This window comes from Cupriavidus pauculus, assembly GCF_008801835.1.
Taxonomy (GTDB): domain Bacteria; phylum Pseudomonadota; class Gammaproteobacteria; order Burkholderiales; family Burkholderiaceae; genus Cupriavidus; species Cupriavidus pauculus.
Map to the genome: position 1 here is coordinate 25,981 of NZ_VZOW01000029.1, position 26,814 is coordinate 52,794.

The 26,814-nt window shown below is 65.5% G+C and carries 27 protein-coding genes and 1 pseudogene; 15 read left to right on the top strand and 13 right to left on the bottom strand.

The features are described 5' to 3' along the window. The 10 genes and pseudogenes from F7R19_RS22865 to F7R19_RS30670 form a co-directional block, all read left to right on the top strand. Complete coding sequence (locus tag F7R19_RS22865; protein ID WP_150982112.1) at positions 1-864, top strand: hypothetical protein; 864 nt, start codon at positions 1-3, stop codon at positions 862-864. Next, positions 861-1,433, top strand: a complete 573-nt coding sequence (locus F7R19_RS22870; RefSeq protein ID WP_150982113.1) for a hypothetical protein — start codon at positions 861-863, stop codon at positions 1,431-1,433. The genes F7R19_RS22865 and F7R19_RS22870 overlap by 4 nt, the downstream gene beginning before the upstream one ends. Beyond that, positions 1,430-1,951 (top strand): hypothetical protein, encoded by a 522-nt coding sequence (locus F7R19_RS22875; protein WP_061959198.1) that lies wholly within the window; start codon positions 1,430-1,432, stop codon positions 1,949-1,951. The genes F7R19_RS22870 and F7R19_RS22875 overlap by 4 nt, the downstream gene beginning before the upstream one ends. Before the next feature lie 26 nt (positions 1,952-1,977). Beyond that, a complete protein-coding gene (locus F7R19_RS22880; protein ID WP_150982114.1) occupies positions 1,978-2,643 on the top strand; it encodes a hypothetical protein in 666 nt (221 codons plus the stop codon). Then, complete coding sequence (locus tag F7R19_RS22885; RefSeq protein WP_061959200.1) at positions 2,640-4,520, top strand: secretin N-terminal domain-containing protein; 1,881 nt, start codon at positions 2,640-2,642, stop codon at positions 4,518-4,520. Before F7R19_RS22880 ends, F7R19_RS22885 begins: the two co-directional genes overlap by 4 nt. Next, positions 4,517-4,987 (top strand): type II secretion system protein, encoded by a 471-nt coding sequence (locus tag F7R19_RS22890; RefSeq protein ID WP_150982115.1) that lies wholly within the window; start codon positions 4,517-4,519, stop codon positions 4,985-4,987. Before F7R19_RS22885 ends, F7R19_RS22890 begins: the two co-directional genes overlap by 4 nt. Positions 4,988-4,992: 5 nt before the next feature. Then, positions 4,993-5,370, top strand: a complete 378-nt coding sequence (locus F7R19_RS22895; protein WP_061959224.1) for a type II secretion system protein — start codon at positions 4,993-4,995, stop codon at positions 5,368-5,370. 19 nt (positions 5,371-5,389) lie between these two features. After that, positions 5,390-5,860, top strand: coding sequence for a type II secretion system protein (locus F7R19_RS22900; protein ID WP_244788055.1), 471 nt, complete (start codon positions 5,390-5,392; stop codon positions 5,858-5,860). Between the two features lie 152 nt (positions 5,861-6,012). Next, on the top strand, positions 6,013-8,067 hold the full coding sequence (locus F7R19_RS22905; RefSeq protein ID WP_170292640.1) for a glycosyl hydrolase family 18 protein: 2,055 nt from the start codon (positions 6,013-6,015) through the stop codon (positions 8,065-8,067). A 175-nt stretch (positions 8,068-8,242) separates the two neighbouring features. Further along, positions 8,243-8,407, top strand: a pseudogene (locus F7R19_RS30670) (hypothetical protein); the annotation flags it as partial. Here F7R19_RS30670 and F7R19_RS30510 read toward each other — a convergent pair. Then, entirely contained in the window at positions 8,385-8,672 is a 288-nt protein-coding gene (locus tag F7R19_RS30510; protein ID WP_157779587.1) for a hypothetical protein, read from the bottom strand. The pseudogene F7R19_RS30670 and the gene F7R19_RS30510 overlap by 23 nt on opposite strands. 108 nt (positions 8,673-8,780) lie before the next feature. Then, positions 8,781-9,044, bottom strand: a complete 264-nt coding sequence (locus F7R19_RS29890; RefSeq protein WP_170292639.1) for a hypothetical protein — start codon at positions 9,042-9,044, stop codon at positions 8,781-8,783. Between the two features lie 116 nt (positions 9,045-9,160). On the opposite strand from F7R19_RS29890, the gene F7R19_RS29895 reads away from it, so the two are divergent. Continuing rightward, complete coding sequence (locus F7R19_RS29895) at positions 9,161-10,342, top strand: chitinase (RefSeq protein ID WP_223506283.1); 1,182 nt, start codon at positions 9,161-9,163, stop codon at positions 10,340-10,342. 49 nt (positions 10,343-10,391) lie between these two features. Here F7R19_RS29895 and F7R19_RS22915 read toward each other — a convergent pair whose 3' ends face one another. The 10 genes from F7R19_RS22915 to F7R19_RS22960 form a co-directional block, all read right to left on the bottom strand. Continuing rightward, positions 10,392-11,324 (bottom strand): lytic transglycosylase domain-containing protein, encoded by a 933-nt coding sequence (locus F7R19_RS22915; protein ID WP_170292641.1) that lies wholly within the window; start codon positions 11,322-11,324, stop codon positions 10,392-10,394. A gap of 75 nt (positions 11,325-11,399) precedes the next feature. Continuing rightward, a complete protein-coding gene (locus tag F7R19_RS22920; RefSeq protein WP_061959203.1) occupies positions 11,400-11,954 on the bottom strand; it encodes a C40 family peptidase in 555 nt (184 codons plus the stop codon). Positions 11,955-12,125: 171 nt separating this feature from the next. Further along, positions 12,126-13,013 carry a 2OG-Fe(II) oxygenase gene (locus F7R19_RS22925; protein WP_061959204.1) on the bottom strand — a complete coding sequence of 296 codons (888 nt, stop codon included), beginning with the start codon at positions 13,011-13,013 and terminating at the stop codon, positions 12,126-12,128. A gap of 152 nt (positions 13,014-13,165) precedes the next feature. After that, entirely contained in the window at positions 13,166-14,026 is an 861-nt protein-coding gene (locus F7R19_RS22930; RefSeq protein WP_150982119.1) for a phosphodiesterase, read from the bottom strand. Next, positions 14,023-15,081, bottom strand: coding sequence for an ABC transporter ATP-binding protein (locus F7R19_RS22935; protein ID WP_061959206.1), 1,059 nt, complete (start codon positions 15,079-15,081; stop codon positions 14,023-14,025). Before F7R19_RS22935 ends, F7R19_RS22930 begins: the two co-directional genes overlap by 4 nt. Then, the gene (locus F7R19_RS22940) at positions 15,074-15,970 is read right to left on the bottom strand and encodes an ABC transporter permease (RefSeq protein ID WP_061959207.1); all 897 of its coding nucleotides are present in this window, start codon (positions 15,968-15,970) and stop codon (positions 15,074-15,076) included. Before F7R19_RS22940 ends, F7R19_RS22935 begins: the two co-directional genes overlap by 8 nt. Positions 15,971-15,980: 10 nt before the next feature. Then, a complete protein-coding gene (locus tag F7R19_RS22945; protein WP_150982120.1) occupies positions 15,981-16,799 on the bottom strand; it encodes an ABC transporter permease in 819 nt (272 codons plus the stop codon). Positions 16,800-16,929: 130 nt separating this feature from the next. Further along, positions 16,930-17,964 carry an ABC transporter substrate-binding protein gene (locus F7R19_RS22950; RefSeq protein WP_150982121.1) on the bottom strand — a complete coding sequence of 345 codons (1,035 nt, stop codon included), beginning with the start codon at positions 17,962-17,964 and terminating at the stop codon, positions 16,930-16,932. 140 nt (positions 17,965-18,104) lie between these two features. After that, positions 18,105-19,181 carry a LacI family DNA-binding transcriptional regulator gene (locus F7R19_RS22955; protein WP_150982122.1) on the bottom strand — a complete coding sequence of 359 codons (1,077 nt, stop codon included), beginning with the start codon at positions 19,179-19,181 and terminating at the stop codon, positions 18,105-18,107. Positions 19,182-19,393: 212 nt separating this feature from the next. Beyond that, the gene (locus F7R19_RS22960; RefSeq protein ID WP_150982123.1) at positions 19,394-19,807 is read right to left on the bottom strand and encodes a nuclear transport factor 2 family protein; all 414 of its coding nucleotides are present in this window, start codon (positions 19,805-19,807) and stop codon (positions 19,394-19,396) included. A 240-nt stretch (positions 19,808-20,047) separates the two neighbouring features. Here F7R19_RS22960 and F7R19_RS22965 point away from each other — a divergent pair, with 240 nt between their 5' ends. The 4 genes from F7R19_RS22965 to F7R19_RS22975 all read left to right on the top strand — a co-directional run bounded on the left by F7R19_RS22965 (position 20,048) and on the right by F7R19_RS22975 (position 23,985). Continuing rightward, positions 20,048-21,640 (top strand): DUF1800 domain-containing protein, encoded by a 1,593-nt coding sequence (locus F7R19_RS22965; RefSeq protein WP_150982124.1) that lies wholly within the window; start codon positions 20,048-20,050, stop codon positions 21,638-21,640. Next, entirely contained in the window at positions 21,625-21,747 is a 123-nt protein-coding gene (locus F7R19_RS30515; RefSeq protein WP_263289903.1) for a hypothetical protein, read from the top strand. Before F7R19_RS22965 ends, F7R19_RS30515 begins: the two co-directional genes overlap by 16 nt. Then, on the top strand, positions 21,734-23,023 hold the full coding sequence (locus tag F7R19_RS22970) for a DUF1501 domain-containing protein (protein ID WP_061959229.1): 1,290 nt from the start codon (positions 21,734-21,736) through the stop codon (positions 23,021-23,023). The genes F7R19_RS30515 and F7R19_RS22970 overlap by 14 nt, the downstream gene beginning before the upstream one ends. Before the next feature lie 170 nt (positions 23,024-23,193). Continuing rightward, positions 23,194-23,985: an EAL domain-containing protein gene (locus F7R19_RS22975; protein ID WP_223506176.1), complete on the top strand. Its 792-nt coding sequence runs from the start codon at positions 23,194-23,196 to the stop codon at positions 23,983-23,985. 94 nt (positions 23,986-24,079) lie between these two features. On the opposite strand, the gene F7R19_RS22980 is transcribed toward F7R19_RS22975, so the two are convergent. Then, positions 24,080-26,566 (bottom strand): penicillin-binding protein 1A, encoded by a 2,487-nt coding sequence (locus F7R19_RS22980; protein ID WP_150982125.1) that lies wholly within the window; start codon positions 26,564-26,566, stop codon positions 24,080-24,082. Between the last annotated feature and the right edge of the window lie 248 nt (positions 26,567-26,814).

A 26,814-nucleotide genomic window follows, 5' to 3' on the forward strand; every position in this document is an offset into this window, starting at 1 on the left:
ATGGCGCATGCATTGGTGAAGTGGTGGGATCAGGTACGGCAGCGTCTGGCAGGGCCGTCGCGTGTGCCGCGCGCGGGCGCGGCACATCGCACCGTTGCCAGCGCGCCGCGCTCGGGCGTGCCGTTCTGGAGCCAGTCGACGCTCTGGGTCGACGGCCATCACGCCGCGCTGTTGGGGCCGTCTGGCAAGGTGCTGCATCGCCTCGAACTGCCGAACGTGGCCGACGTGCCGGCCGCGCTCACGGCGATGGAAGCCGTGGTCGCCCGGCCCCGCATGCGGGGAATGCATGGCTTGCGCGTAGTGCTTGGCGCACCGTTCGCACGCTACCTGGTATTGCCCTGGCAGGCGCTGCCGCGTCCCGGCGACTGGGTCACGCTGGCGCGGCGTCAGTTCATGCAGGCGGGCCTGAGCGGTGTGGAAGCGTGGCGCTTCGTGGTGCCGGACGGCTCGTGGGGGCAAAGCCGCCTCGCTGCAGCCGTGCCGGAAGCCTTGTGCGGCGGCGTGGCGCGCCTGTGCAAATCGCGCGGCATGCAACTGACCGCGATCGAACCGGCATTCATGCTCGGCCTTTCCACGCAGGCCAGCCGTGTGCGCGATGGCGCGATCGCCGTGGTGGAACTCGAGCCGGTGGCCGCCGACGTGGCGGTCGCGCATATCGGCTTTCGTCAGGAGGGCCGCTGGACCGGCTTTACCGCGCTGCCGGTGCTGGGACCGTTCGCCGACGTGATGCGCGACGCCAGCGTGCTGTGCGCGACATCGCATCCCGAGCGCGTGTATGTGATCGCGTCGCAGGCCGGCTGGAACATGGTTTCGGGCACGCACGGCACCGAATGGCTGCAGGCGCCCTGGGATATCGCGGCATGAAAATCGAGCGACTGGACGCCAATCGCCCCAACCAGCCGAAGCGCTCGGCAGGACTGCTCGCGGTGCTGCTCGCCGTGGCACTGCTGATCGTTGCCGTGCAGAGCATGGGCGACATGAAGGAGCAGGGCGCGGAGCTCGACGCGCGCGAATCCGACGTCGCGCGCAACGAAGCCAGATTCGCGGCGATCAGCAACGCGCATCGCAAGGGCGCCAGCGATACGGCGTCGGCGCTGATGGCGATGCAGCGCTTTGCGGCGGAGCCCGCGCGTGATCTGGTCGAGTGCGGCTGGAATCCCGGCATGGCGTTTCTGTCGCTCGACATCATCACCGCGTCGCGCCAGATCGACCTGGTGATGGAAACGCGAACCGCGCAAGAGGCGCTGTCCTTTGCGGACTGGCTGGAACGTGAGCCCGGCACGGAAAGCGTCGCGGTGAGACGGCAGTTGGAAAAGCCCGACGGCGCGGTGAAAGCGGTCGAAACCACGTTGCAGATTACGTGGCGCCCGTTCGGCGGCGTTGCCGCCAATCGGCCGCTGCATTCCGACAACGCATCCGGAGGCAAAAAATGACACGGTGGATGTGGGAACTGCAGCGCGCGCGGTGGCGCCTGGGCATGTTCGGCACGCTGGCCGCGGTGCTGGTGCTGGCCGTGCTGCTGCTGACGCTGCTGGAGATCTGGCCGTTGAGCCGTGACATTGCCGCGCGCCGCACAGCGCTCGACGCACGCATCGCGAAGCTGCAGGACCCTCCCGCGCCATCGGCCGACGAGGCGCCGACGGAGGTCAGCGCCGACCGCCGCTTCTTCGAATTCCTGCACGGATTCCATTCGGCGGCGGAAAACGCTGCGCTGTCGATCCCGCAGATCTCGTACCAGGCGGTTGAGACGAAGGACGTCAAGACCATCAAACGCTATTTACTGGAAACCACTTTCGTATGCACGTACTTGCAGATGCGCAGCTTCCTGGGGGAATTGCGGCGCGTACCCGGCGTGCGCTGCGAACGCGTGACCATTTCAAGACAAGCCATCGCGGCAACGCAGCTCGAAGTGAAACTGCAATGCCAGTACGTCGTGGAGGTGCAATCGTGACCCGGCACGCGCCTCGCAGGCCCGACGTGTCGCGCCCGTTACTGGCCGCGCTGCTGTTGGCAATCGGGCTGGTAGCACTGGCTTATCTGCATGATGCGGATAAGCCCGCCCCGGATGCGCAACCGGCGCCCCCCAAGTCGACCGGCGCAAAGAATGCGGCCGCCGCGAAAAGCGCGGCTGCCCCGACAGCGGCGCCCGGCAAGGGCGATGGCGCGCCACACGATCCCGCCTCCATCGCGCCCGGCGCCGTTGCCGCTTCCGATTCTGCAGCAGCAGGTTCCACTGCGGCGCACGGCGCTGAGCCGCAGGCTTCGCAGCGGCCCACTGCCACGCTTGCGGCGACGCCAAGCGCGCCGGTGGACATCTTCCCGAGCCAGCGATGGGACCCGCCGCCACCGCCGCCACCCGATCCCGCCGCGATCGCTGCGCCCGCGGCGCCGCCGCAGCCGCCGGCTTTGCCTTTCACGGTGCGCTCGCTGTGGCTCGACGCGGACGGCACGTTCTACGTGGTGCTCAACGCATCGGGTCGCGAATTTCCGGTATGCGTGGGATGCAAGCGGCGCGGTTTCCTGCGCAAGGGCGATGTCCTGATGGAAACGTACCGGATCGAAGAAATCAATCGCCGCGAACTTCGCCTGCAGTTTCTGCCGTTGAAGCGCCAACAGAAGTTGTCATTGGGAGGAGCCAAATGAGCCGACTCAGGGGCAAGCAGGGCAAACGCCGCGTTCTGGCCGTCTGGTTGCTGGTACCGCTTCTGGGCGGATGCGCCAGCGAGCTGCGTCAGCGCGAGCTCGACGAGCAACTGAACACGCTCTCGCCGGACGCCGCGCTGGAATTGCTCGCACAGAAGTCCCAGGACCAGCCCGATGATCTCGACCTGCGCAGCCGGTATCTGCAAATGCGCCGGCAGATCGTCGACGCGTATATCGGCAAGGCGTCGGTGGCCTACGAAGGCGGCGACTCCGAGCAGGCGCTGGAATGGGCGCGCAAGGCGCAACAGGCGGCGCCGGGCGACGACGGTCCGCGCGCCATGATCGAGTGGATCGAGCGGCAAGGACCGATCGATGCCGCGATCAACTATGCGGCGTCGATCCGCATTACGCGCGCCGACGAAGCGCTGACCGCGTTGCACGATGTGCTGGAGAAGCAGCCGGGCAATACCCGCGCCAGCAAGCTGCGCGACGAGATCCTGGCGGCGCGCACGCCGGAGTTGACCGCCACGCTCGGCCGCGATCTCAACAAGCCGATCTCGGTGCAGTTTCGCGATCAACCGCTGATCAGCATCTTCGAGCTGGTTTCCAACATCACCGGGCTCAACTTCACATTCGACAAAGATGTGCCGGCCAGCGCGCCGACCACCATCTTCGCCAACAACACGCCCGTGCGGCAGGTGCTGTCGATGGTGCTGCAGGCCAACCAACTGGCCAGCAAGATCGTCAGCGGCAATTCGGTGCTGATCTATCCGAAGCGCCAGGACAAGGAAGCCGAATACCGCGACCTGACCGTGCGCACGTTCTATCTGCAGAACGCGCAGGCGCAGCAGGTGCTGGCCATGCTCAAGCAGATGGTCAAGACGCGCGACGTGGTGCTCGACGAGCGCACCAACGCAATCATCATGCGCGACGCGCCGGAGACCATCCGCGTGGCCGAGCGTTTGATCGCGGCGCTCGACGTTGCGCCGGCCGAGGTGGTGATCGAGGCGCAGGTGCTCGAGGTGTCGACGTCGGATCTGCTGCAGCTCGGCATCAAGTATCCAACCAGTGCCCAGTTCTCGCTGCAGTCCTCCGGTGACGACGGTCAGCAGCGCGTGCCCGGCTACATCACGATGGACGAGCTGCGCCGCATCAACGGCGGCAACGTGCTGGTGCAGATCGGGCCGCTTGGCGTCGACTTCCTGCAGAGCCAGGGCAAGACCAAGACGCTGGCCACGCCGCGCATTCGCGTGCGCAACCGCGAAAAGGCCAAGGTGCTGATCGGCGACCGCCTGCCGGTGGTGACCACCACGCTGTCCAGCAACTTCAGCTCGGAGAGCGTGAACTATCAGGACGTGGGCCTGACGCTCGAGGTGGCGCCCGTGATCGTCGGCGACAACGAGGTGCAGGTAAAGCTGCGCATGGAAGTTTCCAACGTCACCGACACGATCGAGACCAGCACCGGGCTGGTGGCCTACCAGATCGGCACACGCACGGCGGAAACGGTGATGAGCGTGCGCAACAACGAGACGCAGGTGCTGGCGGGGCTGCTGCAGCGCAACCAGCGCGATGCCGGATCCGGACTGCCGGGCCTGAGCCGCATACCGGGGTTCGATCGCATTTTCGGCACCAAGACCAATGACGGCCGGCAGACCGAACTGATTCTGATGCTGACGCCGCGCGTGGTGCGCAACCAGGCTATGCCGGCGGGCAACGTGGTGTCCTTCGATTCCGGTACGGAAGCGCGCGTCACCACCGAGCGCGATCTGTTCCCCACCAACGAGGACGTGGTCGTGCCACCCAAGGGTGTGCAGATTCCGCCGCCGCCGCTGCAACTGCCCGGCGCGACCAAGACCGACAAGGCGCGTTCGAAATGAAGACGCGCGGCTTCACCCTCATCGAGATGCTGGTGACGCTGGCCATCCTGGCGGCGTTGGCCAGCGTGGCGCTGCCGTTGCAGCACATGGTGGTGCAACGCGATCGCGAAGAGCAGCTGACGCGCGCGCTGTGGCAGATCCGCGATGCGCTCGATGCCTACAAGAAGGCGGCCGAGGACGGAAAGATCGATCGCGCCGTGGGCGACAGCGGCTATCCGCCCAACCTCGATGTGCTGGTCGAAGGCGTGCTGGACAAAACCAGCCCGAGCAAGGCCAACCTTTATTTTCTGCGGCGCATTCTGCGGGACCCGATGTGCAATTGCCCGAGCAAGAGCGACGGGCAGACGTGGGGAAAACGCAGCTATGCAAGCTCTGCCGAATCGCCCAGCGAAGGAGACGACGTGTACGACGTGTATTCGCTGTCCGAGGAAGAAGGGCTGAACGGCATTCCCTATCGCAGGTGGTGAAGGCCATGCCGAAACGGATGCTACGTGGATTCACGCTGATCGAACTGCTCGTGGTGCTGGCCATCATCGCCACGCTGCTGACGCTTGTGGTGCCGCAGTTCTTCGGTCAGACGGACAAGGCCAGGGAGACCGTGTTGCGGGAAAACCTGAGCTCGATGCGCGATTCGATCGACCGTTTTCGCGCGGACCAGGGCAAGTATCCGCAGACGCTGGAGGAACTGGTGGAAAAGAAATACCTGCGCGAGGTGCCGCTGGACCCCGTGACGCGAAGCCGCTCGACGTGGAAGACCTCGCCCTCGCCGGACGGCAAGCCGGGCGTGTACGACGTCAGAAGCGGTGCGCCAGGCAAGGGCGCGGACGGGAGCGACTATGCATCGTGGTAGCGCGCAACGGCGCCACGCAATGCGTGGCAGGCGGGCGCACGGCGTCGGCATCATCGGCGTGCTGGTGTGCGTGGCGCTGCTCGGGATCTATCTGGCAAGTGTGGGACAGATGTGGACGACGATTACGCAGCGGAACAAGGAGATCGATCTGCTGCGCAAGGGCAATGCGATCCGGCGCGGCATCGAGAGCTATGTGCGGGCCGACACGAGCGGCGCGTATCCCATGGAAATACGCGATCTGGTGCGCGATCCACGCGCGTCGTTTGTGCGGCGGCATCTGCGAGATGCGTATTCCGACCCGATGACGGGTGGTCCATGGCAGGTCATCAACGGGCCGGCGCGGGAGCTGTTTGGCGTCTACAGCAATGCACCGGGCACGCCCTTGAAGAAGGATGAATTCCCGGATCGGTACAGCAGTTTTGCGTTGGCAACCACCTATGAAGAGTGGAAATTCGTGTTCTTCCCAGAAAGCGGCATGACGAGGAGATAGAGGCGCGTAACGCCCGGAAAGGGCATTGGCGCATTTTTCGTGCGAAGGCGTTTTGCTTGGCGCCTTTGATCTGATCAAGAAGGGAGTGTCGTATGCGTCCGTTAGTTTCCTTGAACACCCTTGCGGTGGCCGCCGCAGCCTGCGTCGCTTCGATGGCGACGCAATCCGCGATGGCCGCGCCGTGTCCCGTGCCATGGGACAGCAACGCTGTATATGCACAAACTGGTAGCTCCGTCAGCTACAACGGACGGGTGTACCAGAACAAATGGTGGACCCGGAACAATACGCCAGGCGCGGAGCAATGGGGACCGTGGGAGGACAAGGGCGCTTGCGAGAGCGGAGGGACGCCTTCGCCCGCGCCATCACCATCGCCGTCACCGTCACCGTCACCAGTTCCGACGCCATCGCCATCGCCATCGCCATCTCCGGCGCCAAGCCCGGCGGCTGGCGCATGCCCGGCCGAATGGTCGTCCGGCACGGTCTATGCCAAGACCGGCACGCAGGTGGCGCGCAACGGGCACATCTACCGCAACAAGTGGTGGACCTCCGGCGACGATCCCACATCCTCCGGCCAATGGGGCGTGTGGGAGGATATCGGCGCATGCGATAGCAGTGCCGCGCCGACGCCCGCTCCCTCTCCGGCTCCCGCTCCGGCACCTGCACCTGCACCTGCACCTGCACCTGCACCTGCACCCGCTCCTGCTCCTGCTCCTGCACCGGCTCCGACACCGGCACCAGCACCGACACCGGCACCGGCACCGGCACCAGCACCAGCACCAGCACCGACACCGGCACCAGCACCGACACCAGCACCGACACCGGCTCCGACGCCGGCTCCCGCTCCCGCGCCTTCACCGGCGCCGAGCCCGTCGGCGGGCGGCAAGGAAGTCGGCGCATATTTCGCGGCGTGGGGCATCTACGGGCGCAACTACAAGGTCAAGGATGTCGACAGGTCGGGCAGCGCGCAGCGGCTCACGTTCATCAACTACGCCTTCGGCAACATCTACCAGCGGAACGGCGGCTATGAATGCGACATCATCAACCAGCTCGAAGTCGGCGCGACGGATCCAAACGCCCCGGGCGCCGGAGACGGCGGCGATGCCTGGGCTGACTTCGCCAAGGGCTTCGAGAGCTCCGATTCGGTCGATGGCGTGGGCGACACCTGGTCCGGATCGATGGCCTGGAACGATCCGCGCAACGGCAAGGTTGGGCCGCTCAAGGGCAACTTCAACCAGCTCAAGAAGCTCAAGGCCAAGCATCCGAACCTGAAGGCGTACATCTCGCTGGGGGGCTGGACGTGGTCCAAGTGGTTCAGCAAAGCCGCGGCGACAGATGCACTGCGCAAGCAGTTGGTGGCGTCCTGTATCAACCTCTACATCAAGGGCAATCTGCCGTTTGATTCCGCCGGCAACGCGGGCGGCGAAGGCTCGGGCGCAGGCGTGTTCGATGGCATCGACATCGACTGGGAATTCCCCGGTGGCGGCGGCCAGCCGTACAACAACGTGGATGCCAATGACGAGGCCAACTACACGCTGCTGCTGCAGGAATTCCGCAGGCAGCTCGATGCCTACGGCGCGCAAACCGGCAAGCGCTACGCGCTGACAGCGGCCATCGGATCGGGCGGCGACAAGATCGCCAACACGGATCCGGCCGAGTACAGCAAGTCGCTCGACTGGATCAACGTCATGACCTACGACTTCCACGGCGGCTGGGAGCCGACCGGCCCGACGGACTTCCAGTCCCACCTCTACCCGGACCCGGACAGCCCCAATGCGAAAACGGATGTCGGCCGGAGCTACAACGTCGACACCGCGGTGAAGACGCTGCTGGCCAAGGGTGTGCCGGCTTCGAAGATCGTGGTGGGCATTCCGTTCTACGGACGCGGCTGGACCGGCGTGCAAGCGGGACCGAAAGGCGACGGGCTCTATCAGACCGCGACCAAGCCGGCGCCCGGCACCTACGAGCTGGGCATCGAGGACTACAAGGTGCTCAAGAGCCGGCCGGGCACCGTGCGCGAGCATCCGATCACCAGGCAGTCCTGGAAATATGACGGCAGCACTTTCTGGTCCTACGACACGCCCGCTGTGGTGCGCGTGAAAGTGAACTACGCCAAGCAAAACAATCTGCGCGGCGTGTTCTCGTGGGCACTGGACGGCGACAGCCCCGACGCGGAACTGCTCAAGGTGATGGGTGAAATGCGGCAGTAGTCCGTCGCGACCCTGGATGGAGCGCCGATATGCCGGCGCGCATGTCGGCGCTCCATCTCTGTCCGATCAAGCAATGACGGAGGCCGTCGCGCGAACGCTTTTCGAGCGTCGCCGCGAAGCCTTGTGTGGTGGCGTTGTGCGCAACGCCTGCCGATCGATCAATTGGAGTGTGAATATGCGTCCGTTGTTTTCATTGAATAGCATTGCGGTGGCCGCCGCCGCATGCGCCGCATCGCTCGCGTCGCAAGCCGCGCTTGCGGCGCCATGCCCGCCCGCATGGGACAGTGGCGCCACCTATCCGCAGCCGGGACAGGCGGTCAGCTACAACGGCCGGACCTACCAGAACAAATGGTGGACCCGGAACAATACGCCGGGCGCCGAACAGTGGGGCCCGTGGGATGACAAGGGTGCGTGCGATGGCGGCGCGCCCGCACCGGCACCGGCACCGGCACCAAAGCCGGCACCTGCACCTGCACCCGCTCCCGCTCCGGCACCAGCACCCACGCCAGCACCAGCACCCACGCCAGCACCGGCCCCTGTACCAGTGCCAGTACCGACGCCAGCACCAGCACCAGTGCCGGCGCCTTCGCCCTCGGCAGCTGCATGCGCGCCGGCGTGGTCGTCCAGTCAGGCCTATGACAAGGCTGGCATGCAGGTAACCCGTGGCGATCGCATGTATCGGAACAAATGGTGGACGCGCGGCGAAGATCCCACTACCACAGGCCAATGGGGCGTCTGGGAAGACATCGGCCCATGCGATGGCAGTGGCGCCACACCGGCGCCGTCTCCTGCGCCCGCGCCAGCGCCTGCGCCAGCGCCAGCGCCGGCACCTGCACCAGCGCCCGCACCAGCACCGGCACCGGCACCAGCACCGGCACCAGCACCAGCACCAGCACCAGCACCAGCACCAGCGCCAGCACCAGCACCAGCACCGGCACCAGCACCAGCACCGGCACCGGCACCTGCGCCTGCGCCATCGCCTGCGCCCGCGCCCGCTCCGGCCCCTGCGGCGTACAAGCCGAAGCTGATCTACATTCCGGAGCCCGCCGATTATCCGAGTGCGGCGGCGCTTAGCCAGGAAGAGGCCTCGCTGGTGGCGCAGTCGCGCGGCCAGATCGAGTTGATCCGGGAGGCGTTGCGTGTGCTGCCGGATCAGGAGGTGGAAGCTGTGGTGCCTGGCCGCGCCGCCAATCCGTCGAACGTGCGGCGTGTCGAGGCAATCCTGCCGGAAGCAAAGTTCGACGCGCTATTCCCGATCCGCCACACCAGCTATTCCTATACCAACCTGCTGCGCGGCATTGCCAAGTTCCCAGCCTATTGCGGCGACTACAACGACGGCCGCAATGCGGAGGCGATCTGCCGCAAGCTGCTGGCCACCTCGTTCGCGCATTTCGTGCAGGAGACCGGCGCAAACTGGCCGTCGCTCACGCCGGCACAAGCGAAGGCCTATCCGGAGCACAACAACCCGGTACTGGCGTCGATGCCGCAGAACACCGCGATTCCGTCTTACAAGCAGGCGCTGTGGTATCTGCGTGAATCGGGTTATCAGGAAGGGTCGGCGGTCGGTGCGTATCAGCAATGTCAGCCCGGATCGCACGCCACCAACTGGATCTTCTATCCATGCGGCAAGAATTCTTCGGGACGCTATCTCGACTATTTCGGGCGTGGTTCCAAGCAGCTCTCATGGAACTACAACTTCGGCCCGTTCTCCGAGGCGCTCTATGGCGACGTGAACGTACTGCTGGATAACCCAGGCCGTGTCGCCGACACCTGGCTGAACTTTGCCTCGGCGGTGTGGTTCGCCGTCACGCCGCAAACGCCGAAGCCGCCGATGACCTGGGTGGTTGACGGGACGTTCAAGCCCAACTCGGTCGACATCGCCAACAACATGAAGCCCGGATTTGGCGCCACCGTGTACATCATTAACGGTGGCATCGAGTGCGGCGGCGGGGGATCCGAAAGGCAGCAGGTGGTGAACCGCATCGCAGCGTATCGCGAAATGGCGCGCGAGCTCAATGTGCCGATTCCGGACGACGAGCCGCTTGGCTGCGCAGCGATGCGCGGCTTTGCCCCGGGTTCGGCGGGCGCCATCAAGGCGTATCTCGACAAGGACTGGGGATGGCGCAACGGCAAGCCGGCCGTGGCGTGCAAACTCGTCGATTACCAGATGCCGTTCTCGCTCGTCACGCCGGGCGATTTCAAGCGTTGCACCGACTACTTCTTCCGGGGCAAGGTCGAGCTCAACGGTCAAACGGTAATCGATAACACCAAGTAGGGGGCGGCTTGGCCGGCGTGCCTGTCTCCTCCGGGCTTGCCGGCCTTTTTTATTCCTGCGCAGCGGTACTGGGGACGCCCCGGTACCGCTGCGCCAATGCCTTGACGCGCGCCACATAGGTTTGCGTTTCCGCGTAAGGCGGAATGCCGCTGTACCGGGCCACGGCGCCTTCGCCCGCATTGAAGCCCGCCAGCGCCAGATCCACATTCCCGTCGAAGCGTTTGAGCAGCCACGCCAGATACGCCACGCCGCCGCGAATGTTCTGCGCCGCATCGAATGGATCCTTCACGCTGAAGCGCTCGGCTGTCGCCGGCATCAGCTGCATCAATCCCTGTGCCCCGGCGCGCGAGATCACGTTTGACCGATAGCCCGATTCGGCATGCACGACTGCGCGGACCAGCGCCGCTTCCACGCCGAAATCGCGCGATGCCAGATCGATCTCCGCTCGATATGCCTGCGTATCGAGCCGCAGCGCGCCGATGCCGCCGCCGGGCACGGCGCGCGGACCGCACAGAAAGCAGGTCTCGACGTATGTGAGCTTCAGCGTCTGCACGCGCTCCGACACGCCCACCGGCTTGCGATTGCTGAAGTGCCGCACGCCATCGACGACATAGGCGTACACGCGCACTTCCCGCGTGCGCGTATAGCTACGCGGCGGCGCCTGCGTTGCGGTGGCCGGGGCGGACCCGGTGTCGATCGACGGCTGGGCGCCAGTGAGTGGGGACGATGCATCGACTGCGGTGGTGGACAGGCCAGCGGGTGCCGCCGACGTTTGCGGCGCGGCAGCCTTGGCCGGCGTGGGCGCTGCGACAGGGGCCGGCGCATCGACCAGGCCCGCGCGCTCGCAGCGCGCGCCTGGCTGCCGCTGTGTGGCGTAGTTGCTGGTCTGGTCCGGCCAGTGACATTTGAACATTGCCCAGGCGGCCGGCGATGCGGCCAACAGGCTTGCGCAAGCGACCCCGAGTGCGATGCGCGCGCTCATCGGCCGAGGCCGTCGCGGCGCATCGGCCCGAGGTGTGCGCGCAGCGTTGCGAAACATGGTGCGGCCGTCCGCGCGTCAGGCCGTTGCGGTGTCGATGCGCCGGGCGCCCGCATACTTGCGGCCCCAGTACGTGTCGTGAATGCTGTCCACGCGGATGGATTGTCCGGTGGAAGGCGCGTGCACGAATCTGTCGTTGCCGATATAGATGCCGACATGGGAAATGGTGCGCGGCTTGGTCTTGAAGAACACCAAATCGCCAGGCTGCAGATCATTTACGGCGACCAGTTCGCCGGCGCGCACCATGTCGATGGCGCGTCGCGGCAGTTCGATGCCGTGGGTACTGTTGTAGACGTAGCGCACAAAGCCGCTGCAGTCGAGTCCGCTTTCGGGGGTGTTGCCGCCCCAGCGATAGGGAATGCCGATCAGCACCATGGCGTTCGATACGACCTCATTGGTTGGCAGGGCGACGCGCGGACGATTCACCGTCCCAAACCATGACGGTTTCTCCACGCGGAAATCACTGAGCTGCCGCGTAAGCGGTCTGGTATGGCTGGCGGCGGGCAGGGCCACTGCGATTGCGCCCAGCAGCAGGCCAAATCGCAGGGTCCCGAACAGGGTACGGGGCTTCATTTTCATACTCGGTGACGACGACGGGTGGCGCCCCACAGGGCTGGCACGTCGTGGCAAGCTTATTTGTCTGCATCACAGAGTAGAAACCGCCATGCGGTGTTGTTATCGCAAATCCCCGAGTTAAAAGAATGCGCCGTCGGCGCATTGTGAAGCGCTCCCCGTCCCGCCCCGTTACGGGCAATAGGGGCGCTCGCGCAGCCACTTGGTGGCGATCCACTTTTCTCCCTCGATCACCGGTAGCCCGGCATGCAGCGTACGCTCGTCCAGCGTGCCGTCGGGAAGCAGGTAACTGAACAGCACCGCATTGCCCTTGACCGGTGCGATTTCCAGGCCGATGCGCGGAAAGCCGGTGCCGCCGCCGGCCACGGGATTGTTCAGGTAGATCACCAGCGTGGCGATGCGCTGTCCGCCGGTGCGCAACTGCAGCGCTTCGCCTGCCTGTGTGGCGGAGAAAAAATCGAAGTGCGGCTTGTACTCGCCGCCAGGCTGATAGTGCAGAATCTGCAGCCCTTCGCCATGGTCGGCCGGCACGCCTGTGAGTGCGGCGATGCGCGCCTCGATGCGCTGGAGCAGCGCATGTTCGCCCAACTGGAACATGGCGCCCATGCTGGTGCGCGCGTCCACCAGGCTTTCCGATCCGGAGGCAGGGTCCACTACGGGCGAGCGACGCAGGCGGTCGCGCGACAGCGCGATCAGCGCATCGCACTCGCGCGGCGCAAGCAGATTCTTCAGCAGCACCACGCGCGGCGCCTTAAGTGAAAACAGCACAGAGATGTCGTGTCCCTCATGCGTGAACACGTTGTTGTCCGACAGTTGCACGGCCTCCGACGAATCGGCGTGGGTTTCCACGGCGCGCTGCACTGCGGGTGGATGGTTGCCGCTTGCCGCGTGCTGGAATGCCGCCGCGACGATGCCGCGCGCAAACATCTCGTTGTACCCCGATTTCAGCATCGTCTGCACCAGCGATTCGGGCTGGAAGCCAAGGGCGATATGGCTGGCGAGCCATTGTTCCAGTTCGGGAGACGAGGTGTGATGGCCTTGCAGGGTGATGGCGTTCATGGATGGCGGGCATGTAATGGGATTCCATGAAGCATAGATTCGCATCGAGAAAGCAGATAAAAAAAATCCCGCGGATATTCGCTGCGGGATTTCAAAATTTCTTTTGGCATGACACGGCAGACAATGCGAATGCCGAAGATGTGCGGGACGATTCAGTCGATCAGCTTGCCGTGGGCATCGAAGAACGGATGCAGGGCACCGTAGTCGCCGCTTGCCGCCAGATGCGTGACCAGCCCGTGCACGGAATGCCACCAGTGCAGCAGGTAGCCAGGCGGTTCCAGGCGAAAGCGCGACTCGGCCTGCGGGCTCAGGTCCAGCGCCACCTGGTGCGCGGGGCCCGGAGCGGTCATGGCGATGGTGCCGCCAAAGCGTCGCGTGATATGGCGGTGCAGGTGTCCGCAGATCACGCGTTCCACTTGTGGGTGCCGCGCAATGACGGCTTCCAGCGCGGCGGCGTTTTCCAGCCCTTGCGCATCCATATGGCCAATGCCGGTGTGGAACGGCGGATGATGCAGCATCACCAGCGTCGGCTGTGCCGGTGCGGCGGCAAGCGCGGCGTCGAGCCATGCAAGCCCGTCGGGCTCCGCGCGTCCGCCAGGCCGGCCCGGCATCGTACAGTCGAATCCCACCAGCCGCAGCGGGCCCGCGTCCATCGCGTAGTGGGTGGGCGCGTCCTCATCGCCGTCGCCATAGGCGAACAGATAGTCATGATCGGCAAACACGCGGCGCAGTGACGCGCGATGGTCGTGGTTTCCGGGCAGCAGCCGGATCGGCATCGGCAGGCGCTGGAGGATATCGCGCAAGAAGCGATACTCGTGCTCGTCGCCAAAGTCGACCAGATCGCCGGTCACGACCACGATGTCCGGCAACTGCGGCGCGGCCAGCAGCGTGTCGATGACGGTGTGCAATGCGCCTGCGGTATCGACCATGCGATACGACATCTTGCCGCCCGCCTTGATATGCAGGTCGGTCAGTTGCGCCACCAGATAGGGCGCGGAGGTTGCGGCGTTCATGCGGCTTCCACCAGAGTGATCAGGTTATCGGTATCGATGCGCAGGCCCACGCGCTCGCCGGGCTGCCATGCATCGCGTCGCGCGGTGTCGACGATCAGCGGCCTCGCCGCGCCAACTTCCACCAGCAGGCGCGTGTGGTTGCCCAGGAACAGCGCGGTGACGATCGTGCCTTCCACGTGGGCGTGATCGGCATGCACCAGCGCCACGTCCTCCGGCCGGAACATCAGGCGCACCGACGGCGAGACCGGCGCGTCGGCGGGCGGCCCCATCGGCACCGTGCCGCCCGGCACGCGCCAGCGTCCCGCTTCGGCGGTGCCCGGCAGATGATTCATGGTGCCGATGAAGTCCGCCACGAAGGCGTTGGCGGGCGCGCGATAGATGTCCTGCGGCGTGCCGGCCTGCGCAATGCGGCCCTTGTCCATCACGATGATGCGGTCGCCCAGCGCCATCGCTTCGGCCTGGTCGTGCGTGACGTACACCGCGGTGATATGCAGGCTGCGCAGCAACTGGTTGATGTCGGCGCGCAGTGCGTCGCGCAGCTTTGCATCGAGCGCGGTCAGCGGTTCATCGAGCAGAAGCACACGCGGCTGCACCGCGATGGCGCGCGCCAGGGCCACGCGTTGCCGCTGGCCGCCGGAGAGCTGATCGATACGGCGGTCGGCGAATGGCTGCAGATGCATCATCTCCAGCATCTCGTCGACGCGCCGCTTGCGCGTGGCGCTATCGATGCGGCGCACGCGCAGCCCGTAGGCGATGTTTTCGGCCACGCTCATATTGGGGAACAGCGCGTAGTTCTGAAACACCATGCCAACGCCGCGCTGCTCGATCGGCTGCGCGGTCACGCGCGTGTCGCCAAACCATACTTCGCCGCCGTCGTCCGGTTGCTCCAGGCCGGCGATGATGCGCAGCGTGGTGGTCTTGCCGCAGCCCGATGGGCCCAGCAGCACTACCGTTTCGGCGGCGCCGATATCGAGGTCGAGCGGTTGCAGCGCTGTGGTGCCGTCGGCAAAGGTCTTGCCGCACTGGCGCAGGCGGATCGGGGTCGGTTCATGCATGGCGGGTTTCGGCGGAGTGGGGCAGGGCTGCGGTTGCGTCGTCATGCGTGGCTTGCGCGCGCGGCGCGTGGCGCCGGGTGCGCGCACCGAGGGCGCTGAGCACCTGCATGAATACCAGCAGCGGGATGATCATCACGAAGAACACGATGGTGTAGGCCGAGCCGATCTCGAGCCGCATTGAGGCATAACTGTCGGCCAGGCCTACCGGCAAGGTCTGCGTGGTGGGCGTATGCAGCATCCACGTCAGGTTGAATTCGCCCACCGACAGCGTGACCACCATCAGCGCACCGGCCAGGATGCCCTGGCGGCAGTTGGGCAGCACCACGGTGAAAAAGCGCTGCATGCGCGTGGCGCCCAGGCTGGCCGCCGCGTCTTCCAGCGTGTGGATGTCGATGGCGGACAGGATCGCCAGCACCGCGCGCACCATGAATGGCAGCGTGAACAGCACGTGCCCGATCAGGATGAACACCCAGCTCGTGCGCAGGCCTTGCCAGCCGCCGTACAGCAGGATCAGACCGAGCGCCGTGGCCAGGCCCGGCAACGCCACGGGCAGCATCAGCAATTCCTCGATGACGCGCGTCAGCCGGTTGCGACGCACGGCCATGTAGTACGCGGCGGGCACGCCCAGCACCAGCGTGCAGGCCAGGCACGCCAGCGCGATGCCCAGCGACAGGAAGATGGTGTTGCGATAGAGCGACCAGACTTCGACAAGCCAGCGCGTGGTCAGGCCGCTCGAAAGTCCGACGAAGATGTTGTTGGTCAGTCCCGCCAGCACGGAGAGCACTACAGGCACGGTCATGAAGACGCATACCGCCAGGGTCAACGTCAGTTGCAGCCAGTACCCGCCAGTCCGTCGGGGCAGCGCTGCGCGAGGTTGGGATCCGTTCATGCGAAAGTCCTCAGGCCGTGGCGGCGACGGCGTCGCCGGAATACCAGCGCGCCAGCGCCAGCAATGCCCATGTCACCACGCCAAGCAGGATCGACAACGCGGCGGCCATGCCGAAGTTGGCGTAGTTGGTGAATTCGTTGTAGATGGTCAGCGGCAGTACATCGAGCTGCGTGGCCAGCGTGAACGCGGTGCCAAACGCGCCCATGCTGGTGGCAAAGCAGATCGCCCCGCTCGACAGCACGGCCGGCATCAGCGCGGGCAGCATCACGTCGCGCACCACGCGCCAGGGGCTTGCGCCGAGCGAGCGCGCCGCTTCTTCCAGCGAGGCGTCGAGTTTTTCCACCGCGGCCATCACGGTCAGGATCACGCGCGGAATCGAGAAATAGAGATAGCCGACGAACAATCCGGTCAGGCCATAGGCAAAGGTCCACCGCTCGCCCGCCAGCGCGTCGCCGATGTTTGCCAGCAGCCCGTTGCGTCCGCCCAGCATGATCACCATGAAGCCGATCACCACCCCCGGAAATGCCAGCGGAAAGGTCAGCATCGCCACCAGCACCGGCTTGCCGGGCACCGCATGGCGCTGCAGGAAGGTGCCCGCGATCCCGGCAATCACCAGCGTGGCGAGCGTGACCGCGGCCGACAGCAGCACGGTCACCGCCAGGCTGTGCAGATAGCGCGCGCTGGTCAACACCGTCCAGTACACGCCCGCGCCGTCCTTGCCGGTCAGGCTTACTTCGATCAGCCGCGCCATCGGCAGGCAAAAGAACGCCAGGAACACAAGCAGCGCGGGCAGGGCAAACAGGAACAGCGGTGGGGCTCGCTTGGCCATGGCAGTGACGGATGCGTGGGTCGATAAAAATGGGATAAATGACAGCCGGCGATGAAGGCGTGCGTGGCCATCGTTGCCGGCGATCCGCCGCGCCGTGCGTGTTTGCGCGCGCGACGGATCTGCAACGCGGCTAGCGGACTTCTTTCAGATACTGATCGCTGAAGCTCTTCTGCACCTGCGCCATCTTGCCGAAATCGACCGGTTTGGCGCGCGTGTATTCCGTGGCCGGCAGAAAGCGCGACTGCACTTCCTTGGACATCGGCACGTTACGCACCGGGCGCAGATAGGCGTTGGCCCACAGCGCTTGGCCCTGATCGGACAGTACGAAATCGAGCACCTTGCGGCCCTCGTTGGCGTGGGGTGCATTGTTGACGAGGCTCATCACGTAGGGCACCACCAGCGTGCCTTCCTTCGGAATCACGAAGGCCACGTTCGCGTGGTCCTTGTATTTGGCGCGATAGGCGTTGAAGTCGTAGTCGAGCAGGATCGGAATTTCACCGGACAGCACTCGCGCATAGGCGGTCTGCTTGGGCACGATCGGCTGGTTCTTCTGCAGCTCGCGGAAGTACTTGAAGGCCGGTGCAAAGTTGTCGAGCGTGCCGCCCATGGCCTGGTTTACCGCCACCGCGCCGACATAGCCGACGAACGCGCTGGCCGGATCGAGATAGCCGATCAGGCCCTTGTATTCGGGCTTGAGCAGATCGGCCCACGACTGCGGCACGGGCTTGCCGCGCAGCGCATCGACATTGACCATGAAGCCCAGCGTGCCGGAATGGATTGCAAACCAGTTGCCCTGCGGGTCCTTGAGACCGTCCGGGATGTCGTTCCAGTTGGCCGGCTTGTAGGGCTGCGTCACGCCGTCGGCTTTTGCCTGGATGCCGAAGGTCACGCCAAGGTAGGTGACGTCGGCCACCGGTGCGGCTTTCTCGGCCACCAGTTGCGCCAGCGATTGGCCTGAATTCTTGTTGTCCAGCGGCACGGTGACGCCGGTCTTTTCCTTGATGGCGCGGATTTGCGCGGCCCAGTCGGCCCATTCGGGCGGGCAGTTGTAGCAGATGGCGGTTTGCGCGGCCACGCCCTGGCTGAAAGCGGCCGAAAACGCGCCCGCGGCAGCGGCGATGGTCAGCCAGCGCAGCGGACGGCGCCAGAAGGATTGCGTCGACATGTAAGGCTCCCTGGTTGAGGTCGAAAGAATCGAACCGGTGTGAACGGTGTGAATGGCTAAAAGGTGAACGGCTTAACGAACGGTTGCGGCAACATCGAAAGGAACGCGCGTTGAGCGCTGGTGATGATCCTGGCGGCGCTTCACGGCGGCGGCCTCACGGTGCCTTCGATGCGCAAGGCGTGCGGCAGCAGCGTGGCGTGGCCCTGTGGCGACGGTGCGCCGGCAAGCCGTGCAAGCAGCTGTGCAATCGCTTGCGTGCCGATCTCGGCATTGGGCTGCGCCACGGTGGCCAAAGGCGGCTCCACCAGCGTGCCCAGCGCAATGCCGTCGTAACCGAGGACCGATACGTCCTGCGGCACGCGCAGGCCAAGCCGCTTGAGATCGGATATCACGCCGATCGCCAGCAGGTCGTTGGTGCAGAAAAATGCGGTCGGCGCGTTGTCCTGCGCAACCAGCGCACGGATCTGTGCGGTGTTGCTGGCCGTGTGCGATGGCAGGTTGACGGCGTCGAGCACGGGCAGTCCGTGCGCGCGCATGGCGTCTTCGTAGCCGGCAAAACGCTGGCGTGCGCGATCCGATGCCATGAACGCGCCGGACACCACCGCGATGCGGCGATGACCCGCGGCAATCAGCGCGTTCACGCCTTCGCATGCGCTGGCGCGATTGTCGACCGACACCGAATGGCGGTGGTTGCCGGCACCTTCTGCATTGATCTGGTTGTACGCCAGCACGTAGGGCACCGATTCGCGATCGAGCTGGTCCAGCACGATGCTGTCCGCCGCATTGGCCACGGTCAGCAGCAGGCCGTCGACGCGATGGCGCAGCAGGTACTCGACACGCTCCCGTTCGCGCGCGGGGTCGTAGTTGCTGGTCACCAGCATCAGCGAATAACCGGCCGCCAACGACGCTTCCTCGATGCCGCGCCAGCATTCGGCAAATACGGCGTTGTCCAGCGTGGGCAGCATCACGCCGATGATGCGGGTCTGTTGTGCGCGCAGCTTGGCGCCCAGCAGGTTGGGACGGAACGACAGCCGCCGCGCGGCTTCATGCACGCGTTGTGCCGTGGCTTCGCGCACCAGTTGCGGATGACTGAACACGCGTGACGCCGTCGCCAGCGACACCTTGGCCGCCAGCGCCACATCGGCGAGCGTCACGCCGTGCCCGGGTTCGGCAGATGCCAGGCGGGGCGACAATGCGGCGCGGCGGTGTGGGGGCATGCATTCCTCTCTGACGGGGCATTTCAGATGAAAACGTTTTCATTGAAGTGCCGAAAAAGCCGGCGTCAAGGAATTTCTTTTGCTGCATCGCCGCATTTGACGGCGTATACAGCGCATGTTCCGGCGCCGGTCATCGTTGGCGCATTCTCACGCGCGCTTGTGACCGGACGATGACAGGGGGTGAGGGCCGCGGCAGGCGGCCCGATGTCGCATTACTTGGCTTCCGCCCTGGGCGCGGCGCTGAAGGTCTTGTTGGCGATCTTCCAGACGCCGTCGATCTGCAGCAGGTTCATGTAGTCGGTGAAGACCACCTCGGGGTAATCGAGCACGACCTTTGCCGTGGCGGCATTGCCCACGACATCGAAGCTGGCGATATGGCGCTTGCGTTGCGCTTCGTCGGGCTGCGGCTGGCCCTGAAAGCGCTTGGCGAATTCGTCGACGGTCAACGAATGCAGCGCGCCATCGCGGAACGAAATGATCCGCGCATCGGCATGAAAGGCCTGCCGAATGTATTCGGCCTTGCCGGTGCGGTGACCGGCCAGATAGTTCTCTATCGGCTCCAGTGCGGGAATCTGCTGCGAATTCAGCGCGGATGGCGTCTGCTCTGGCGCGGTGTGGTTGCTCATGGTGTCTCCTGTGAATTGGCTGAGACGGGACCGGACCGGCATCCCGCGGCTGATTATTGTATCCGTAATTTGTATGCAAAAAAGAAGGGATGTCACGGCTGGCCGACTCCGTTGCACGGCGCGATCGCCGGCGGTGCACTCGTCGCAGAAAGTTTTGGTAACAGAGTGGGCGTGCACACGGTCAACCATCCGTGGCGTGGTGCGTCAAACCGGCATCCGCATGCAACGCCAAAGGATGTCATGGACGAACGACCGTTTTACGCGCGATGGCGGCAAGCCGTTTTCCTGCGCCCGGCGTTGGCCGGGCTGCTGACTATCGCCGCGCTGCTGTCCGCCTGCGCGCAAGCGCCGCAAACGACGGCGCCGGGCCGGCTGTCCACGGCCGATCTTCGCTGGCTCAATACCGTGAGCTTTGGTGCGGACCAGGCCAGCGTACAGCGGTTGCAGGCAATCGGCCGGCAGCGCTACCTGGAGGAGCAATTGGCGATGCCGCTGGCAGATCCGCCGCCGCTGGCCGCAATGATCGCCGCACTGCCGGCCAGTCAGGGCGACGCGGTACAGCGCATGCAGGCACTGCGCGAGGAACGCCAGCGTATCAACGCTCTTCCCGACGATGCTGCAAAGCAGCAGGCGCGCGAAGCGCTGAACCGCCAGGGCCGCGAACTGGTTGTCGATATCTCGCGCCGACACCTGTTGCGCGCGCTGTATTCCCCGGCCCAGCTGCGCGCGCAGATGACATGGTTCTGGATGAACCACTTCAACGTTTATGCGGCGAAAGGACAGGTGCGCTACAGCTTGGCCGATTACGAGGAACAGGCGATACGACCGCATGCGCTGGGCAAATTCCGCGATCTGCTGATGGCCACGGTGACGTCGCCAGCCATGCTCGAGTATCTGGACAACGCGCAAAGCGCGGTCAATCGCGTCAATGAAAACTACGCGCGCGAATTGATGGAGCTGCACACGCTGGGCGTTTCGGGCGGCGCCAGCGGATCGCGCTACACGCAACAGGACGTGCAGGAACTGGCCCGGGTGCTGACCGGCGTGGGCGTGAACCTGCGCGGCGAGCCGCCCAGGCTGGCCGGCCCGCGCGCGGCGCTGTATCGCAGCAACGGTCTGTTCGAATTCAATCCGAATCGCCACGACTTCGCGCCCAAGACACTCCTCGGCCACGTTATCCAGCCCCGCGGCTTTGCCGAAGTGGAGCAGGCCGTCGACATCCTCGCGCGCGATCCCGCCACGGCGCGCTTTCTGTCGACCAAACTGGCCACGTACTTCGTTTCCGACAACCCGCCCGCGTCCCTGATCGACCGCATGGCCGCGACGTACACCCGTACCGACGGCGACATCGGGGCGGTGCTGACCACGCTGTTCCTGTCCCGCACGTTCGATGCGGCAGCCGGCAGCGAGGCGCGCAAGTTCAAGGATCCGATGGTGTTCGTCGTGTCGTCGATGCGGCTGGCCTATGACGGACGGACGGTGTCCAACCTGCGTCCGGTGATCAATTGGCTCAATCAGCTCGGTGAGCCGCTTTACGGCCATGTTGCGCCGGACGGGTATCCGTCGATGGAAAGCGCGTGGGCCAGTTCTGGCCAACTGGTCAAGCGCTTCGAGATTGCACGGGCCATCGGCAACGGGCCGGCAGGATTGTTCGCGGGCGACGATGGGCAGCCAACGCAGCAACGCGGCTTTCCGATGCCGAATAACCGCATGTTCTACGACACCATGGAAGGCACGCTTGGTCCCGCCACGCGTCAAGCGCTGGCACAGACCGCATCGCAACAGGAATGGAACGCGGTATTGCTGAGTTCGCCCGAATGGATGCAGCGCTGACCGACGGCATTGCCGTCTTTACCGCCGCTGCCGCAATCGGCGCAATCGCCGCAATCACCGAGATTGGCGGATATGCCTGCCAAGGAGCAAGACATGAATCGACGTAACTGGCTCAGGACGATGACTGGCGCGGGGCTGGCGATGACGCTGCCGACGGTGACGTCGCGCGTATTCGCGCTGCCCGCGCAGGCGGACGCGCGCTTTCTGCTGGTATTTCTGCGCGGTGGCTATGATGCCGCCAATGTGCTGGTGCCGTCGGCCAGCGATTTCTATTACGCGGCGCGGCCCAACATCGCCATTCGCCGCCCCGTGGCGGACGGTGCCACGCCGGACCCGGCGGCCGCGCTTGCGCTGGGCGCCGATGGCTGGGCGCTGCATCCGGCGCTGGGCGCGACCATGCTGCCGATGTGGCAGCAGAAGCAGCTCGCGTTCATCCCGTTTGCCGGCACCAGCGACATGTCGCGCAGCCATTTCGAGACGCAGGACGGCATCGAAGCAGGCCTGGCGGGCGATGGCCATGCCGGGGCGCCGCACGGCGGAGGATTTCTGAACCGGCTGACGCAGGCGATGGGCGGCGAGGCGGCCCCGGTGGCGTTTACCGATGGCCTGCCGATGGTGCTGTCAGGCGCAGCCAACGTGCCCAACGTGTCGCTCAAGGGCACCGGTCGCACGCCGTTCGACGCGCGCCAGACGCAGGCGCTGGCGCAGATGTACAAGGGCACGCGCTTTGAATCGCTGATCGCGGAAGGCTTCGATCTGCGCCAGACGGTTGCCGAGCAGGCCGACGCGATGCGCCAGCATGAGGCCGCAATGCAGTCCGCGGGCGGCGATTCCATGGCCGGGCGTATGCAGGAGATGCAGGCGGCCAACCGTCGCGCGCTCAGCGCGCGCGGGTTCGAGCAGGAGGCGCGGCGCATGGCCGGGCTGATGCGCGACAGGTTCAATATCGGCTTTATCGACGTCGGCGGCTGGGACACGCACGTCAACCAGGGCGGCGCCCAGGGTCAATTGGCCAACCTTCTGGACAATCTTGGACGCGGCATCGCAGCCTTCGCCGAGCAGATGGGGCCGGCGTGGCGCAACACGACGGTCGTGGCGATTTCCGAATTCGGCCGCACGTTCCGCGAGAACGGCACGCGCGGCACCGATCATGGACATGGCACGGTGTACTGGGTGGCGGGCGGCAACGTTCGCGGCGGCCGCATGGTGGGCGAGCAGGTGGCGGTGTCGCAGTCCACGCTCAATCAGAACCGCGATTACCCGGTGCTGAACGATTACCGCGCGGTGCTTGGCGGCGTGTTCCGCAGGCTCTACGGGCTGGACGGCAGCCAGGTGGCGCAGGTATTTCCCGGCAGCCAGCCGCGCGACATCGGGCTGGTGTGAGGGCGGGCCCCGGCGCCGTAAGGGGAGGACGCGACAACGGGCGATGCCCTACCAAAGCAGTACGCAGCGGTGCTCAAGTCACGCGGTGTTGGTGTCGTTATCCACTGTGGGAGTGGCATTTGCCCACAGCGTGATCCGTACACGATTCATAGCCAGTTTGAGTGCAAGCCTTGTCGCGACCCTTGACGCCATCCATTGCCGATTGCCTCGAACAACAACTGCTGCGGCCGGTGTTCCAGCCGATCGGCTCGCTCTGCACGGGCGAGGTGTTCGGCTATGAGGCCCTGATCCGAGGCCCCGCGGGAACGCCGCTGGAAAGCCCTATCGCGTTGTTTGCGGAAGCGATGCGCGTCGGGCTGATGGTGCCATTGGAACGGCTGGCCGCGCGTATCTCGATCCGGGTGTTCATGCAGTCCGGCCTGCCCGGCAAGCTGTTCCTGAACTACAGCGCCGATTCGTTGCGCGCCATCGAGGATAGTCGCGATGACGTGCGGCAATTCCTGCAGGAGCAGGGCCTGCCATCGGACCGCATCGTGCTGGAGCTGACCGAACAGGCGCCGCTGGGCGCGCTGGAATCGCTGGCCAAGGCGGTGTTTTCGATCCGCAGCCGCGGCTCGCAGTTCGCACTCGACGACTACGGCACCGGCCACGCCAGCCTGGGGCAGTGGATCGCACTGCAGCCCGACTACGTGAAGATTGCACGCGTGATCATCGACGGCGTGGCGTCGTCGGATTTCCAGCGCGAAGCGCTGCAGGCGGTTTGCAAGCTCGCACAGAGCGCAGGCACGCGCCTGATCGCAGAAGGTATCGAGCGCGAGGACGACCTGATCGTCTGCCGCGACCTCGGTATCGACTTTGCCCAAGGCTACCTGCTGGCCCGCCCGTCTTCGCAACCACCGCTCGTTCTCTCCGAAGCATCGCTGCGCGCACTGCACCGCGGCCGGCTGCGGCTGGCCAACTAGCTGGATTTTTTTGCCGCTGCGCAGCCGCGGCAGATGCCAACGCCCGCGACGTGACGGCTTGCGTCGCGTCCGTGCGTGTCATGCTGCCGAGCAGTCAGCGCACCGGCGAAGCGTCGACGCCCGACGCCGCGCCACCGGTGGTGGATGCCGATGTCGGCGCGGATGGGGCACTGAACGCGGGCGTGGGTGCGGACGACGGTTCGGCAAGTGCCGGTGCCGACGCGCCGCCCGATCCCGCCTCCGCTGCCGGCGGCGCCGCCTCCACGACTTCGCCGGGATCCAGGGCCATACCGTTGTCGGGCGCGGGTGCGGGCGACGATGCGGGGGGCAGGGCTTCGGTATCAGTCGATGGCAGTGCCGGACGGCGGGGCGCCGGGCGCGGCGCAGGCGCGGCGTCTTCCTGCTTGCCCGATGCCACCAGTCGCTGATACCAGCCGCGCACGGTGTCGGTGATGCCCGAGTACCAGCTCTTTTCGTCGACCTCCGCAAAGCGCGCGCGTCCATCGACAATGCGGGCGCGGATTGCGCGCTGGTAGAAATCGCCGACGATGGGCAGCGCGCTGTGCGCGCCTTGTCCCCAGTAGTCGCTGCGTAGCGTCACGCGCGCATCGTTGAAGCCCACCCATGCGCCGGCCACCAGTTGCGGATGCATCAGGATGAACCAGCCATCCGCGTTGTCCTGCGTGGTGCCGGTCTTGCCGGCGACGTCGGCGCGGATGCCGAAGCGCGTGCGGATGGCCGTGCCGGTGCCGCGGTCGATCACATCGCGCATCACGACCAGCAGCGTGTCGTTGGCGGTGGCCGACAGCGCGCGCTCCGGCGTTGGGGGGCGGAACTGCACGAGCACCCGGCCGTCGCGATCCTCGATGCGCGTGATCATGGACGGCGCGATGTACTGGCCGCCGTTGGCGATCGTGCCGTAGGCGCTGACCATTTCCTTGAGCGTGACCGGGCTGGTGCCCAGCGCCAGCGACGGCACTTCGTCGAGCTTGCTGTCGCGCACGCCCATCGCGCGTGCCAGCCGCGCCACGCGGGCCACGCCGACGTTCTGCACCAGTTGCGCGGTGATGGTGTTCTTCGAATACACGAGGCCGTCGCGCAGGCTCAGTGCGCGCCCCGTCGCCGGGGATTCGTCCGTGGGACGCCAGATCTCGCCGCCTGGCAGCTTCATTTCCACGGGCTGGTCGATATACGTCTCGTCCGGGCTCGTGCCTTGCGCAAACGCCGCGCCGTAGACAAACGGCTTGAACGTGGAGCCCGGTTGGCGGCGCGCCTGCGCCACGTGATCGAAGGCATCCACGGTGAAGTCGCGGCTACCCACCCACGCGCGGATCTCGCCCGAAGTGGGATCCATCGCCATGAATCCGGCCTGCACGCGGGTCTTCTGCTGGCGCAGGTTCTGCATGAACGTGTTGTCGCGCATCAGCTTCGACAGCGCGTCGTCCTCAGTCTGTCCGGCGGCTACGGCTGCGCGGAATTCGCCGCTCTCGCGCACGAAAGCCTGCACCAGTGCGCGGCTTTCGGCCCAGCCCGCGCGCGGCGCCCATGCCGCGTTGGCGATCGACTGCAGCTGGTTGCCCTGCCGTGCCAGCGCCTGGGTGGCCATCGCCTGCAGGCGCGAGTCGATCGTGGTGTGCACCACCAAGCCGTCGGTGTAGAGGTTGTAGTCGTTGCGGTCGGCCCAGGCGATCAGCCACTTGCGCAGTTGCTGCGCGAAATGCGGCGCGGGGCCCGGCGCCTCGACCTGCCGTTCGAAATCGATGCGCAGCGGGCGCTTTTTGAGCGTCTCGAATTTCGCCGCATCGAGCTTGCCGTACTTGACCATCTGCGCCAGCACGATATTGCGGCGGTCCAGTGCGCGCTGCGGGTTCAGCACCGGGTTGTAGTAGCTGTTGCCCTTGAGCATGCCGATAAGCGTGGCGGCTTCCAGCACGTCGAGCTTGTCGGCGGACTTGTCGAAGTACGTGCGCGCGGCCATCTCGATGCCGAACGCGTTGTACAGGAACGGCACCGTATTGAGATATGTTTCGAGGATTTCGTCCTTCGAGTACAGCGCCTCGATCTTCAGCGCGGTAATCGCCTCCTTGAGCTTGCGCGTCATGGTGGGCGCACGGCCGATCTCGTCCGGATAGCGGTTGCGCGCCAGTTGCTGGGTGATGGTGGAGCCGCCCTGGCGGTCGCCCGAAAACGTATGGAGCGCCGCTGAGGCGGTGCGTCGCCAGTCGAGCCCGTAGTGCTGGTAAAAGCGGTGATCCTCGGTGGCGATCAGTGCGTTGACCACGTTGGGCGAGATATCGGCCAGCTTCACCCAGTCGCGATTGGCCCAACGGTAGACCGCCAGTTCCTTGCCGTCGGCCGACAACACCTGCGCGGGCTGTTCGGACTTGGCTTTGCGGATGTCGCTGATGCCAGGCGTGAACGGAATCAGCAGCAACACATAGAGTGCGAACAGCGCCGGCACGGCGGCAAGCGCCAGCAGCGCCGTGCGGCGGGTTGGGCGCTTGGGGCGGGGCAGGCGGCGCAGATGCTGGCGCAGCAGGGCTAGCCGTGGGGCGAGGTCGGTCTTGTAATCCAGGCGCATTGATGCGGGCAGGGCAGGTCCGGTGCAGCGCCGTCACGGACCTGTCAAATGCCGTTCACAGAAAAGTGTGCATCCTACCAAAACCGGGATCGGGAAAACCCGCATTCGATTCCGCATTTTTACAACGACCCTACCAAGGTGGGGCCTGCCTGCCCGGCATTGCGGACGTGCCGACACATGGATTTCATATTTCACTGAAACAATTCGCCTGCGCTCAACGGTCACCGTTTCGGAAAATGACAGTACGC